Source organism: Streptococcus parasanguinis (assembly GCF_015556095.1).
Taxonomy (GTDB): domain Bacteria; phylum Bacillota; class Bacilli; order Lactobacillales; family Streptococcaceae; genus Streptococcus; species Streptococcus parasanguinis_Q.
Map to the genome: position 1 here is coordinate 102,811 of NZ_JADNLT010000002.1, position 13,704 is coordinate 116,514.

The 13,704-nt window shown below is 44.3% G+C and carries 13 protein-coding genes; 12 read left to right on the top strand and 1 reads right to left on the bottom strand.

The window, feature by feature from the left end:
* Positions 1–5: 5 nt before the first annotated feature.
* Positions 6–1,025: an adenosine deaminase gene (gene add, locus I2E70_RS03675; RefSeq protein WP_195423495.1), complete on the bottom strand. Its 1,020-nt coding sequence runs from the start codon at positions 1,023–1,025 to the stop codon at positions 6–8.
* A gap of 136 nt (positions 1,026–1,161) precedes the next feature.
* On the opposite strand from add, the gene yghU reads away from it, so the two are divergent.
* The 12 genes from yghU (at position 1,162) to dnaX (ending at position 13,668) form a co-directional block, all read left to right on the top strand.
* The gene (gene yghU / locus I2E70_RS03680; RefSeq protein ID WP_195423497.1) at positions 1,162–1,950 is read left to right on the top strand and encodes a glutathione-dependent disulfide-bond oxidoreductase; all 789 of its coding nucleotides are present in this window, start codon (positions 1,162–1,164) and stop codon (positions 1,948–1,950) included.
* A 270-nt stretch (positions 1,951–2,220) separates the two neighbouring features.
* Positions 2,221–2,910 (top strand): tRNA (adenine(22)-N(1))-methyltransferase, encoded by a 690-nt coding sequence (locus I2E70_RS03685; RefSeq protein ID WP_070595013.1) that lies wholly within the window; start codon positions 2,221–2,223, stop codon positions 2,908–2,910.
* Complete coding sequence (locus I2E70_RS03690; protein WP_195423499.1) at positions 2,897–3,694, top strand: Nif3-like dinuclear metal center hexameric protein; 798 nt, start codon at positions 2,897–2,899, stop codon at positions 3,692–3,694. Before I2E70_RS03685 ends, I2E70_RS03690 begins: the two co-directional genes overlap by 14 nt.
* Before the next feature lie 6 nt (positions 3,695–3,700).
* Entirely contained in the window at positions 3,701–4,792 is a 1,092-nt protein-coding gene (locus I2E70_RS03695; protein ID WP_195423501.1) for an NAD(P)/FAD-dependent oxidoreductase, read from the top strand.
* A 549-nt stretch (positions 4,793–5,341) separates the two neighbouring features.
* A complete protein-coding gene (gene rfbA, locus I2E70_RS03700) occupies positions 5,342–6,211 on the top strand; it encodes a glucose-1-phosphate thymidylyltransferase RfbA (protein ID WP_003016930.1) in 870 nt (289 codons plus the stop codon).
* Positions 6,211–6,804, top strand: coding sequence for a dTDP-4-dehydrorhamnose 3,5-epimerase family protein (locus I2E70_RS03705; protein WP_195423503.1), 594 nt, complete (start codon positions 6,211–6,213; stop codon positions 6,802–6,804). Before rfbA ends, I2E70_RS03705 begins: the two co-directional genes overlap by 1 nt.
* Before the next feature lie 268 nt (positions 6,805–7,072).
* Positions 7,073–8,119 carry a dTDP-glucose 4,6-dehydratase gene (gene rfbB / locus I2E70_RS03710; protein WP_195423505.1) on the top strand — a complete coding sequence of 349 codons (1,047 nt, stop codon included), beginning with the start codon at positions 7,073–7,075 and terminating at the stop codon, positions 8,117–8,119.
* 126 nt (positions 8,120–8,245) lie between these two features.
* Positions 8,246–9,358 (top strand): hypothetical protein, encoded by a 1,113-nt coding sequence (locus tag I2E70_RS03715; RefSeq protein WP_195423582.1) that lies wholly within the window; start codon positions 8,246–8,248, stop codon positions 9,356–9,358.
* Between the two features lie 141 nt (positions 9,359–9,499).
* Positions 9,500–10,138, top strand: a complete 639-nt coding sequence (gene udk / locus I2E70_RS03720) for a uridine kinase (protein ID WP_003002524.1) — start codon at positions 9,500–9,502, stop codon at positions 10,136–10,138.
* Positions 10,139–10,331: 193 nt separating this feature from the next.
* Positions 10,332–11,012 (top strand): YoaK family protein, encoded by a 681-nt coding sequence (locus tag I2E70_RS03725; RefSeq protein ID WP_195423507.1) that lies wholly within the window; start codon positions 10,332–10,334, stop codon positions 11,010–11,012.
* A 482-nt stretch (positions 11,013–11,494) separates the two neighbouring features.
* Complete coding sequence (locus I2E70_RS03730) at positions 11,495–11,992, top strand: GAF domain-containing protein (protein WP_118397466.1); 498 nt, start codon at positions 11,495–11,497, stop codon at positions 11,990–11,992.
* Positions 11,992–13,668, top strand: a complete 1,677-nt coding sequence (gene dnaX, locus I2E70_RS03735; protein ID WP_195423511.1) for a DNA polymerase III subunit gamma/tau — start codon at positions 11,992–11,994, stop codon at positions 13,666–13,668. Before I2E70_RS03730 ends, dnaX begins: the two co-directional genes overlap by 1 nt.
* Positions 13,669–13,704 lie beyond the last annotated feature (36 nt).

Genomic DNA, 13,704 nt, shown 5'->3' on the forward strand with positions numbered 1-13,704 from the left:
TTCGTTTATAGATAATCCGCATAGGCTTCTTCTAACTTGGTAAGGAGTTCTTGTTTTTCCTCGTCACTAGCAAAGGAAGCCTGGATGGCATGGACATTGTGTTGGTAAAAGTCAGTTTCCTTGGTTTGGAAGTGCTGATGGTAGAGGGCATATTCCTTGGTAAGATCGGTATCAGATACAGTCCGGTTATCGGTATTAATACTGATCCGAGCTCCGGCTGCCTTCATTTTCAAATAAGGGAAATCCTCTATAGTCGGCGCTGCTTTTGTCTGTAAGTTGCTGGTCAAGCAGAGTTCACCAGTGACCCCATTCTCAATAAAGGATTGGAGTAAGGCTGGTTCATGAGATAGAGCCGTCACGTGCCCATTGCGTTTGATGCCAAATGCAATCGATTGGGCAACAAAGTGTGGGCAATGACACTCACCTGCATGAAGCGTCATATGACGATGGTAACTCTTGACTTGCTCGATTAGAGTTCGAATATCTTCTGGAGAGTAGTTGTGCTCATCCCCGGCAAAGTCAAAACCAACAAAATCCTGATCACTAACTTGGTTGGCTTCTGCAAGAATGCGAGATGTGAGATCTTGATCGGACTGGCGCATGCCACAGACTAAGGCTTTTGCAACAATGCCAAATTCCTCCTGGGCTTGACGCAGTCCTTCACAGACAGCATCGATCGTTTCTGGGACGGTGAGCCCTTGGTCCATGGACAATTCTGGTGCAAAACGAACCTCAATATAAAGGACATTTTCGAGAGCAGCTTGCTTGGCCACATCGTAAGCAGCAAGCATCAAGGCTTCCTTGGTTTGAAGAAGGGGCCGAATGTAGTCAAAGGCCTCTAAATAGTCCAAAAGATTCTCACAGTGGGCAGGCGCAGTGACATGGTGCTTGAGCTCCTCATCGCTAGTAGGTAGGTCAATATTGGCCATAGCTGCCAACTGGCGAATGATTGGAAGCGACAAGGAACCGTCTAAGTGACAGTGAAGTTCCGTCTTTGCCAAACTATGAAAATCGATCATGGACATGGTTTTCTCCTTAAAATTGTATTTTTTCTATACTATCATTTTGACCAGAAAAGTCAAGTAAAGCTAGCGTAGCAGATCTTTGAAAGGGAGCCCAATATTTGATATGCTAGGAGTAGCGAATTAAAGGAGAATAAAGATGTCAGACTATCAATTACCAGAAGTATGGGAAGCACCGAGTCAAATGGGAGGAGCCTGGGGAGGTTTGAACCAACCAACAGCAGGTGCCCGCTTTGAACAAAGCCTTCCAAAAGGCGATCAGCCTTTCCAACTCTATACTCTTCCAACCCCTAATGGAATCAAGGCCACTATTATGCTGGAAGAACTAAAAGAGTTGGGTGTGGATGCGGGCTATGACGCTTATCGCATCAAGATTGCTGAGGGAGATCAGTTTGGTAGTGACTTTGTAGCCATCAATCCAAACTCGAAAATTCCAGCCATGTTGGATCAATCAGGTGACCAAGCCATTCGGGTCTTTGAATCAGCCAATATTCTCTTGTATTTAGCAGAGAAATTTGGCAAATTAATCCCGACAGATCCTGTTAAACGGACCGAAGTGCTTAACTGGCTCTTCTGGCAGACGGGTGCGGCACCTTTTTTAGGCGGAGGATTTGGCCATTTCTTCCATTATGCTCCTGAAAAAATCGAGTATGCCATCAACCGTTTTGCCATGGAAGCCAAACGTCAATTGGACTTACTGGACAAAGAATTGGCCACTAAACCTTATATCGCAGGGGATGACTATACCATTGCAGATATTGCCATCTGGTCTTGGTATGGCCGTCTAGCTCAAGACAAGGTCTGGGACCGTGCAGGAATTTTCTTAGATGTGAAGGAATATAAGCATCTGCAAGCTTGGACAGAGAAAATTGCCAATCGCCCAGCAGTGCAACGAGGCTTGGAAGTAGACTATAAGGAAATTGACTAAAGTCTAATATCGGCTTGTTGAGGATGATAGCGAGAGTTTCCGCCGTGAGTATAGCACATGAAACGTATAAGTTTCATGTGCCCGGAAGTTTTGAGACATTAGACTCAAAACTTAGTCATGGAACTTTGAAGAAGTTCGCTGACGTCCGGACTCACCTAAGGAAAGTCTAAAGTAATACCTTTCCATAATAGACAAGGCGCCGTTGCGCCTTTTTTTAATGGTGCAAACATGGTATACTAAAGGGTGGAATAAAAGTATAGAAAGTAGCACATGGAATTTACAAAATTATCAAATCGATTGGACTTGGTGGCTAGCTTCGTCCCAGCTGGAGCTCGTCTGTTGGACGTGGGGAGTGACCATGCTTATCTGCCAATCGCCCTCTTACAAGAAGGCAAGATTGAGGCTGCTATTGCTGGTGAAGTGGTAGAGGGGCCTTATCAATCTGCCCTCCAAAATGTCGCCGATAATGGTTTAGAGGACAAGATTGAGGTCCGCCTGGCCAATGGTTTGGCTGCCTTTGAACCAGCAGACGGCATTTCCTGTATCACCATTGCTGGTATGGGAGGACGCTTGATTGCAGACATCCTAGCCGCAGGTCTTGAGAAATTAGCCAATGTCTCTCGCTTGGTCCTACAGCCCAATAATCGTGAAGATGAACTGCGGGCTTGGTTAGTCGACCATGATTTCCGCATTGTTGATGAAGCGATCTTGGAAGAGAATGAGAAGTTCTATGAGATCCTTGTGGTGGAACAGGGTTCTCAAGAGTTGTCAGCCAAGGAACTGCGCTTTGGTCCCTATTTGATGCAGGAACAAGCTCCAGCCTTTGTCCAAAAGTGGTTCAAGGAAGTGGAGAAATTGACCTTTGCCTTGGAGCAGGTCCCAGTTGAGAATCAATCTGCCAGAGCATCGTTAGAAGAGCGCATCGCACACATCAAGGAGGTTCTACATGTTAGCAAGTGAAGTCATCAAACGCTATGAAGCCTACTGTCCACAGGAATTGTCTATGGAGGGAGATGTCTGTGGCCTACAGGTCGGCACGCTACAAAAAGACATCCAAAAGGTCATGGTGGCTCTGGATATCCGCGAGCAGACGGTGGCTGAAGCAATCGCTCATGGGGTGGACTTGATCATCGTCAAGCACGCGCCCATTTTCCGTCCCATCAAGGATCTGGTAGCTGATCGGGCACAAAATCAGATCTATATCGATTTGATCAAGCACGATATCGCAGTCTACGTCAGCCATACCAATATTGACATTGTCCCAGATGGGCTCAACGATTGGTTCTGCCAGCTCTTGGACATTGAAGATACAGAACCCCTCAGTATGACGGGAGAAGGGCTCGGAATTGGTCGCATCGGTCGGGTAGCTACTCAAACCTTTGGACAGTTGGCTAGCAAGGTTAAAGAAACCTTTGGCTTAGATGCTTTGCGCCTAGTCAGTTATGATCAGGCGGATTTGGATCGGGTTATTGAGCGTGTCGCTATCTGTGGAGGAAGTGGCCAGTCCTTTTACAAGGATGCTCTCGCTAAAGGGGCTGAGGTCTATATCACAGGAGATATATACTACCACACGGCTCAGGACATGCTGAGCGATGGGCTCTTGGCCTTGGATCCAGGTCACCATATCGAAGTTCTCTTTGTGTCAAAATTAGTAGAAAAGCTCAATCAGTGGAAGTCTGAGGAAGTCTGGGAGATTGAAGTGATTGGCAGTCAAGCCAGCACCAATCCTTTTTACCATATCTAAGGGGTCATGATGAAAGTTGCTATTATTGGTGCAGGGATCGTGGGGTCTACTGCAGCCTATTATTTATCTAAAGAAGCACAGGTGGATGTGACCGTCTACGACCATGGAGTTGGCCAAGCGACCAAGGCGGCAGCGGGCATTATCAGTCCCTGGTTTTCTAAACGGCGGAATAAGGTTTGGTATCGCCTGGCTCGTCTGGGAGCAGATTTTTACCAAGAATTGGTAGAAGACCTGGCAAAGGACGGTATTAATACAGATTTTTACCAGCAGACTGGCGTCTATCTCCTGAAGAAAAATGAGGAAAAATTAGACGAACTCTATCAGTTGGCGCTGAGTCGACGAGAAGAATCTCCCTTAATCGGGGACTTGGCAATTTTGACTAAGGAAGAAGTAGCCCAGCAATTTCCTGATCTACAAGGCTTTGAGAAGCTCCTTTATGCCTCAGGTGGAGCCCATGTAGAAGGAGCCCTTCTGACAGAAACCCTTCTTCAGGCAAGTGGGGCAAGAGTGATCAAGGAAGAGGTTGCTCTCTCTGTCTCAAGTGATGGCTATCAGATTGCAGGAGAAAGTTATGACCAAGTTATCCTGGCAACAGGAGCCTGGTTGGGGCAAATGCTCGAGTCTCTTGGCTACCAAGTTGATGTCCGTCCGCAAAAGGGGCAACTGCGGGATTATCAGCTAGACTTAGATACTGCTGATTATCCAGTGGTCATGCCTGAAGGAGAGCTGGATATCATTCCCTTTCAAAAGGGCAAGATCAGTATGGGAGCCACTCATGAGAATGAGATGGGCTTTGACCTGACGGTGGATCAAGCTCTGCTTAATCAGATGGAAACAGAAGCCTTGGCCTACTATCCAGAACTAGCTCAAGCGGAAGTTATCGGGGAGCGCGTGGGAACTCGTGCCTACACCAGTGATTTTTCACCATTTTGGGGAGTTGTTCCTGATCAAGCAGGCCTCTATGTCGCTAGTGGACTTGGTTCGTCTGGTCTCACAACAGGTCCCCTCATTGGTTGGCATCTAGCTCAACTAGTGGTAGGAGGAAACCTGCGCTTAGATCCAGCGGATTATCCAGTTGAACAATATGTGAAGAAGTAGGCTGGGACAAAAGTCCTAGCCTCTCAATTGTCTTTGGATTGTCGAGCAAGACGCAATAAAGAGTATGAAGTTAGCCTTATAAAGACCTTGAAGAATTCTTACGAGGGTATTGAGGAGATTGAGATTATAAATCCATCCTATAGCTCCATTCCTTCAGAAGCATGGGGAGCTGAGGTGAAACTCACATTTGTTGACGGGACTTGCAAGAAACATGTATTAGCTTATGATAAAGATGCGAATAAAATTAAGATAGGGGTCTATCATAATGAAGATGAGGAATTTCAGAGCTTTATGGATTCTAGGAGAGGAACGACAAAATCAAGAGTAAGGGTAAGATATTCGGATGGTTCAGAAGAGAAGCAGTGATCAGTGAATAAAAGTATATCAATGAGATTTAGTCCGAGCGTCCTATTTGAATCACTATAATGAAGATCGTTAACGAGACTTTTTCTCACAACCTGTCATCACCTTGTAACACAAATGCAAGGTGACTTTTTTATATAAACATGATAAAATAAGGGTAATGACTACGTAGAAAGGCCTACCATTATGAAAGGTATTATTTTAGCAGGGGGCTCAGGAACTCGCTTGTATCCATTGACACGAGCGGCTTCTAAACAGTTGATGCCCATTTATGACAAACCAATGATCTACTATCCGCTGTCAACCCTTATGTTGGCAGGGATCAAAGAAATCCTGATCATCTCGACTCCTCAAGACCTTCCTCGTTTTGAAGAGCTTCTTGGAGATGGTTCTGAACTAGGAATTTCTCTCTCTTATGCAGAGCAACCAAGTCCAGATGGCTTGGCGCAAGCCTTCATCATCGGGGAAGACTTTATCGGTGACGATCATGTTGCTCTCATCCTTGGGGACAATATCTTCCACGGAAATGGCTTAACCAAGATGTTGCAACGGGCAGAAGCGAAGGAAAAAGGAGCGACTGTCTTTGGTTACCAAGTTAAAGATCCAGAACGCTTTGGGGTGGTAGAGTTTGACGCGGATATGAATGCTATCTCTATCGAGGAAAAACCAGAACATCCAAAATCGAACTTTGCAGTGACAGGACTTTATTTCTATGACAATGATGTGGTAGAAATTGCCAAAAACATCAAACCAAGCCCTCGTGGAGAGCTTGAAATCACTGATGTTAACAAGGCTTATTTGGAGCGTGGAGATCTCTCTGTTGAGCTCATGGGCCGTGGTTTTGCCTGGTTGGATACTGGAACTCACGAAAGTCTCTTGCAAGCATCTCAATATATCGAAACTGTTCAACGCTTGCAAAATGTCCAAGTGGCTAACCTTGAGGAAATTGCCTATCGCATGGGTTATATCAACAAAGAACAAGTCCATGAATTAGCGCAATCACTGAAGAAAAACGAATACGGACAATACTTGCTCCGTTTGATTGGAGAAGCTTAATGACAGAACAATTTTTCGAAAAAGAATTAGCAGCCCGCAAAATTGATGCTATCCCAGGCTTGATGGAGTTTGATATTCCGGTGCGCGGAGATAACCGTGGTTGGTTTAAAGAAAACTTCCAAAAAGAGAAAATGCTTCCCCTTGGATTCCCTGAAAGCTTCTTTGCAGAAGGCAAGTTGCAAAACAATATTTCATTCTCACGTAAAAATGTTTTGCGTGGCTTGCATGCTGAGCCTTGGGATAAATACATCTCAGTAGCAGATGAAGGAAAGGTTCTTGGAACATGGGTTGACCTCCGTGAAGGCGAAACGTTTGGGAATACTTATCAAACTGTTATTGATGCCTCAAAAGGAATCTTTGTTCCTCGTGGTGTTGCCAATGGTTTCCAAGTTTTGTCTGACAAAGTGTCATATAGCTACCTTGTAAATGATTACTGGGCACTTGAACTTAAACCTAAATACGCCTTTGTCAACTACGCTGACCCAAGCCTTGATATCAAGTGGGAAAACTTGGAAGAAGCAGAAGTCTCAGAAGCAGATAAAAATCACCCATTGCTCAAAGACGTTAACCCCCTCAAACCAGAGGATTTGTAAGAATATAGCTCTTAAAACAATTAAGAAAATCATTATATAGTTTTTAGCTTTGTTATAAACGAGCGAAGCGAGCTATATGATTAGCTTTCCGCCGTGAGAAAAGCACCTGAACTATTTTGTTTCAGGTGCTCGGAAGTTTTGAGACACTAGGCTCAAAACTTAGTCATGGAACTTCGAAGAAGTTCGTTGACGTCCGTACTCACCTAAGGAAAGCTAAAAAAAGATTGATTTAAGAAATAATCAAAACTAAAAACTATTTGGAGAAAAAATGACTGAATACAAAAACATCATCGTAACCGGTGGAGCTGGTTTCATCGGTTCAAACTTCGTACACTATGTCTACAACAACCATCCAGACATGCATGTGACTGTCCTTGACAAACTCACTTACGCTGGTAACCGTGCCAACATCGAAGAAATCCTTGGGGACCGTGTTGAATTGGTTGTGGGAGACATCGCTGATGCTGAATTAGTTGACAAATTGGCTGCCAAGGCTGATGCCATTGTCCACTATGCAGCTGAAAGCCACAATGATAACTCCCTCAAAGATCCATCTCCATTTATCTACACAAACTTTGTTGGAACTTATACACTTTTGGAAGCAGCTCGTAAGTACGACATTCGTTTCCACCACGTGTCAACAGACGAAGTGTATGGAGACCTTCCATTGCGCGAAGATCTTCCTGGACATGGGGAAGGTCCTGGTGAAAAATTCACTGCTGAAACCAAATACAACCCATCATCCCCTTATTCATCAACCAAGGCTGCTTCAGACTTGATCGTGAAGGCTTGGGTTCGTTCCTTTGGTGTTAAAGCAACGATTTCTAACTGTTCAAACAACTACGGGCCATACCAACACATCGAAAAATTCATCCCACGTCAAATCACCAATATCTTGTCTGGCATCAAGCCAAAACTTTATGGTGAAGGGAAGAACGTCCGTGACTGGATCCACACTAACGACCACTCAACTGGTGTTTGGGCTATCCTCACTAAAGGCCGTATTGGTGAAACTTACCTGATCGGTGCCGATGGTGAAAAGAATAACAAAGAAGTGCTGGAGTTGATCCTTGAAAAAATGGGTCAACCAAAAGACGCCTACGACCGTGTAACAGACCGTGCTGGTCACGATTTGCGTTATGCCATCGATTCAACCAAATTGCGTGAAGAATTAGGTTGGGAACCACAATTCACAAACTTTGAAGCAGGTTTGGAAGATACCATCAAGTGGTACACAGACCACCAAGACTGGTGGAAGGCTGAAAAAGAAGCTGTAGAAGCCAACTATGCGAAAACACAAAAAGTTTTGAAATAATGAAGAAGGTCCAAGTGGAAAATCACTTGGACTTTTTTCAGATATTTTTCTGAAAATCAAAAAATTAACCATTGATTTGTGGTATAATATGGTTAGTTTTTATGATGAATCAATAAGGGGGATATGATGAATCAAAACGATTGGGTTGAATACTTTGAAGCGGTCAATGGTCGCAAGCCAAGTATGCAAGAATTTCAAGAAGCGCGTGAAAAAGGGGAGTTTGTCGTAGAGCGAAAAGAAGAGCCGACTCCAGCAACTGAGGCGCAGGCTCCAACGACAGAGGCACCAGCTCCAGCTCAAGAAGCACCTGTTGCACCTAGTGCGCCTCTTTCACAAGAGCAGCCAGCTGTTGTCCAACCGCAGCCATCGGCGAAAACATTACAACCTGTTCCAAGACCGAAAAAATTGACATTTTCTTTTAATAAACAAACCCAAATTGGGGCTGCAGTTGCGGGACTTGTCGCAGTGATTGCCTTTGCTTGGTTCTTTTTCTTTTCAGGTGGGCCAAGTCTAGATGGTGTTTGGTTGAGAAATACGGATTCTAGTCCGATCACTTATGAACTAAGTGGAAAGAAACAAAAAGTCAATGGTGGTGAGACCATCAAAAAGGTTCTCAAGGGGAATGAAGCGAAAAAAGAATTTAATACAGCACTTTCTTTGTTAAATGCAACAGACTTGCATTCACTTGCGGATGTCGATAAGAAATTTAACCTGAAGACGACAGAAATTGTTGTTATTAAGTCTGGTGGGAACACACGCTATAACTTGCTCCAAAAAGACGGAAGCAATATTATTTTAAGAAATGATTTATTCGACTTGAAAACTTATAAGTCATACAAAGGAAACTTTGAAGATAATTTGGTCTATCACAAGGTTGAAACACCAAAGGCCATGGTTGGAAAATGGAAGAATGTGACAGAAGGAGATAATACAACTGTTCAGATTTCAGATCATGGAATTATAAGTGATAAGTATTACGATAACAAGGCTTACGCATTCTATTCTCTAGCTGATCAAGAAAAGTATGATGGAGACACGACTTCTAAAGAAGAGATTGAACACACATTTGACGTAATTCAAGAAGCGGTGAAATCAGAAGGCTATCAAGTGAAGAGCGCTAAGGAAGTCTATATACAAGCTAATTCAAATTATTGTTTCGTACCTGTCAATGGTGGAAAAAATATACTCGTCTTACGTGGTGGTAATGAATTTGCCGCTAAATTAGAAAAAGTGAAGTAATGAAAGGACCGCAAGGTCCTTTTTGTTTTCAAACTTCTGACTGAAAAACTATTCATGTCTAGGCAAAAATATGGTAAAATGGATAAGATGTGTCTGAGATGTCTATTTCTTCTCAGGCGACTACAGGTAATGGAGTAGAAAATGCAAAATAGACCTATTATTATTGGTGTTACTGGTGGTTCTGGTGGTGGAAAGACCAGTGTGTCTCGTGCCATTTTGGCCAATTTTCCGAATGAAAAGATTGCCATGATTGAGCATGATTCTTATTACAAGGACCAAAGTCATTTGACCTTTGAGGAGCGGATCAAGACTAACTATGACCATCCTTTTGCCTTTGATACGGACTTGATGATTGCGCAGATCAATGAACTCTTGGAGGGTCGTCCGGTAGATATTCCAACTTATGACTATGCTGAACATACGCGCAGCAGCAAGACCTATCGTCAGGAACCACAAGATGTTTTCATCGTGGAAGGAATCTTAGTTCTTGAAGACAAGCGTCTTCGGGACTTGATGGACATCAAGATTTTCGTTGATACGGATGATGATGTGCGGATCATTCGCCGGATCAAGCGAGATATGGAAGAGCGTGGCCGGAGTCTGGATAGTGTCATTGAGCAATACCTTGGTGTAGTAAAACCGATGTACCACCAGTTCATCGAGCCAACCAAGCGTTATGCGGACGTGATCATTCCTGAGGGCGTGACCAACACAGTTGCGATTGACTTGATCACAACCAAGATTGAAAAAATCCTCAACGAAGCGCGTGAGGGAAAATAGAAAAAGAGAGAAGAAGGGCAACTGGTCACCAAGTGTCTACGGATATGAGGAGTGACGGAATGTCGCAGTAGTTGGTGAGACTCTTCATTCGCTAAAAGACTCGAAAGAGTTCTCAATCAATGTTGCGGGAGTGGTATGAGAAATGTTTTTTAATATTCTGTACCACTCCCTCTTTTTCCTAGGGAGAATGGAAATGAAAAGGGAGTTTCATTCGCGGACCAAGGCGTTCGCTTGTATATTGACCATGTGTGCTGGTTTTTCAGATGCTTATACCTTTATTTGTCGGGGTGGGACCTTGGCGGCAGGCCAGACGGGAAATGTGGTCTTTCTATCGGTTGGTTTGATCGGCCAGCAGATCTCAGATGTAGAAGTGAAGTTAGCCACGATGCTGGCCTTTATGCTGGGGATCTTTTTAATGACGGTCTTGCGTCGCTTGATTGATAATTCAGTCTGGCGCTTGAGTACCCTAGTGCCCTATATCCTCACAACTTTGGTGACGGGATTTTTGCCAGCATCGGTAAAAAATGTCTTCATCGTGCCTTTTTTTGGCCTGAGTTTGGGAATCGTAGCGACCTCATTTGGAGAAGTAGGTAGCTATGCCTACAACCACTCTTTTATGACCGGAAATCTCAAGAAAACCATGGTAGCTTATGGAAATTTTGTTAGAGACAGGGAGATGAAATTCCTCTGGGAAGCCATCTTTATGACCTGCTTGATCGGGAGTTTCGTCTGTGGGGCCATTTTTTCGACCTACTTGATCCAGTTTTATGGACTAAAGACGATTTGGCTGGTGGCCATCATCTTGACCATCTTTTTAATCTATCGGGCCATTCAATATTTTGAAGTCTTTCACTTCAATCGGCGGCATGAATAGATAAAATAATTTTTAGAAGAATGAGTTAAATGATTCTGCAAAGAAATAAAACTGAGATTTCATTTTTAAAATGAATCAAGAAAATATTGAAACTTTCCGCCGTGAGAAAAGTGCTAGAAACAAAATTGTTTCTAGCACTCGGAATTATTGAGACCTTAGGCTCAATAATTAGTCATGGAACTTCTTTGAAGTTCGCTGACGTCCGTCCTCACCTAAGGAAAGTTTCTAAGATAACTTTATCTATATTCCAGAGGCTGGGACAAAAGTCCTAGCCTCTCAATTGTTTTTGGATTGTCGAGCAAGACGCAGTGGTTGAGTGGGCTCTACTACGCTGATTTCATCAGCTTTTACAGTCCTACTCAACTGTGCGGAGGTGGGACGACGAAATCGAATTCTAACGAATTACTGATTTCTGTCCCACTCTCTTTTCTTTCGCTGTTTGAAGCTTAATTTTTGGGCAAAGATTTGGTATAATGGAAGGTATGAAACATTCGGAAAAAGAATCACAATACCAGCTCTTGCTGGCTCAATTAGACGCTCTCTTAACAGGAGAAAGCAATGCCTTGGCTAATCTGTCCAATGCCAGTGCGCTCTTAAATCAAGCCCTGCCTCGTTCGGTCTTTGCAGGTTTTTATTTGTATGACCAAACGGAATTAATCCTGGGACCTTTTCAGGGAGGTGTTTCTTGTGTCCATATCGCTCTTGGAAAGGGTGTCTGTGGAGAAGCAGCTCAAAAGCAGGAAACCATGATTGTCGATGATGTGCGCCAGCATGCCAACTATATTTCCTGTGATAGCCGGGCTATGAGTGAGATTGTGGTGCCTATGGTCAAGGACGGTCAGCTCCTTGGGGTTTTAGACCTGGATTCGGAGTGTGTCTCTGACTATGATCAGCTGGATCAAGAGTATTTGGAAAAGTTTGTCGCTCTCTTGATCGAAAAGACAAACTGGGACTTTAAGATGTTTGGGGTTAAGAACTAATGTATCAAGCTTTATATCGGAAATACCGTAGCCAGACCTTTGGCCAATTGGTCGGCCAGCAAGTGGTGGCACGGACATTGAGACAGGCAGTGGAGCAGGACAAGATCAGCCATGCCTATCTCTTTTCTGGTCCTCGTGGTACTGGGAAAACCAGTGTGGCCAAGATCTTTGCTAAGGCTATGAACTGTCCTAATCAAGTCAATGGGGAGCCGTGTAACGACTGCTATATCTGTGAATCCATTACCAATGGGAGCCTGGAAGATGTTATCGAGATCGATGCAGCCTCCAACAATGGGGTCGATGAAATTCGCGATATTCGCGACAAGTCCACCTATGCTCCAAGTCTAGCCAAGCACAAGGTCTACATTATCGATGAGGTCCATATGCTCTCAACAGGGGCCTTTAATGCCTTGTTGAAGACGCTGGAAGAGCCGACGGAAAACGTGGTTTTTATCCTTGCAACAACGGAGTTGCACAAGATTCCAGCTACTATTCTGTCACGGGTGCAACGCTTTGAATTCAAATCTATCAAATTGCCAGACATTGTCCAGCATTTGGGAAATATCCTAGCTACTGAAGGCATTGCCTATGAAGCAGATGCTGTCCAGATCATTGCTCGGCGCGCTGAAGGTGGGATGCGGGATGCCTTGTCCATTTTGGATCAAGCCCTGAGTCTGACTGCGGGTAGTGAGTTGACGACAGCAATCGCTGAAGAGATTACGGGCTCAATCAGCCTAGCTGCGCTCGATCAGTACGTAGCTGCCATCCTGGCTCATGATGCGACAGCGGCGCTGGATCAGCTGGCGATTATCTTTGATAACGGGAAGAATATGGCCCGTTTCGTTACGGACTTACTTCAATACCTGAGAGATCTATTGATTGTCCAGACAGGCGGAGAAAACACTCACGCTAGTGACTTGTTTGCGGTCAATCTTGAAGCTGATCAAGCCCGTCTTTTTGCCCTGATTGACCAGGCGACAACCAGTCTAGCGGATATCAAAAATAGTCTGCAACCGCGCATTTACACTGAAATGATGACCATTAAATTGGCTGAAAGCACGGGCCAAGTTTCTAACTCAGCAGCTGTGGAAGTTCCTTCCAATGTGCTAGCTCAGCTGGAAGACTTGAAAAAGGAAGTCGCTCAACTCAAGCAACAGTTAGCGCAATCAGGTAGCAGTCTTCCTGCTTCAAAACCGACAGTAGCTCGTCCAACCAAGTCGAGCAAGGGCTACCGTGCAGATCGAAACAAGGTCAACGCCATTTTACAAGAGGCGGTTGAAAATCCAGAGTTGGCACGGACCAACTTGATCCGTCTTCAGAACGCTTGGGGGGAAATTATCGAGAGCTTGGCAGGTGCGGATAAGGCCCTCTTAATCGGATCCCAGCCGGTCGCTGCCAATGAAAATCACGCTATTTTAGCCTTTGAGTCTGCCTTTAATGCTGAACAGACCATGAAGAGGGACAACCTCAATACCATGTTTGGAAATATCCTCAGCAATGCTGCGGGCTTCTCACCAGAGATTTTAGCGGTTTCGATGGAAGAATGGACCCAAATCCGGGCAGAGTTTTCGGCTAAGGCGCGTGGACAAAAAGCGGAAGTGGTAGAAAAAGAGGAAAGTGTCATCCCTGAGGAATTTCACTTTTTATCCGATAAAATCACCCTGCAAGACGATTAATACATGAATTTTTTACTGAATCATGGTAAAATAATT

Coding starts and splice junctions, on each gene's coding strand:
- udk (WP_003002524.1), top strand. CDS start 9,500: ATGCAAAATAGACCTATTATTATTGGTGTTACTGGTGGTTCTGGTGGT.
- I2E70_RS03685 (WP_070595013.1), top strand. CDS start 2,221: ATGGAATTTACAAAATTATCAAATCGATTGGACTTGGTGGCTAGCTTC.
- add (WP_195423495.1), bottom strand. CDS start 1,025: ATGTCCATGATCGATTTTCATAGTTTGGCAAAGACGGAACTTCACTGT.
- I2E70_RS03715 (WP_195423582.1), top strand. CDS start 8,246: ATGAATCAAAACGATTGGGTTGAATACTTTGAAGCGGTCAATGGTCGC.
- I2E70_RS03690 (WP_195423499.1), top strand. CDS start 2,897: ATGTTAGCAAGTGAAGTCATCAAACGCTATGAAGCCTACTGTCCACAG.
- I2E70_RS03695 (WP_195423501.1), top strand. CDS start 3,701: ATGATGAAAGTTGCTATTATTGGTGCAGGGATCGTGGGGTCTACTGCA.
- dnaX (WP_195423511.1), top strand. CDS start 11,992: ATGTATCAAGCTTTATATCGGAAATACCGTAGCCAGACCTTTGGCCAA.
- rfbB (WP_195423505.1), top strand. CDS start 7,073: ATGACTGAATACAAAAACATCATCGTAACCGGTGGAGCTGGTTTCATC.
- rfbA (WP_003016930.1), top strand. CDS start 5,342: ATGAAAGGTATTATTTTAGCAGGGGGCTCAGGAACTCGCTTGTATCCA.
- I2E70_RS03725 (WP_195423507.1), top strand. CDS start 10,332: ATGAAAAGGGAGTTTCATTCGCGGACCAAGGCGTTCGCTTGTATATTG.
- yghU (WP_195423497.1), top strand. CDS start 1,162: ATGTCAGACTATCAATTACCAGAAGTATGGGAAGCACCGAGTCAAATG.
- I2E70_RS03705 (WP_195423503.1), top strand. CDS start 6,211: ATGACAGAACAATTTTTCGAAAAAGAATTAGCAGCCCGCAAAATTGAT.
- I2E70_RS03730 (WP_118397466.1), top strand. CDS start 11,495: ATGAAACATTCGGAAAAAGAATCACAATACCAGCTCTTGCTGGCTCAA.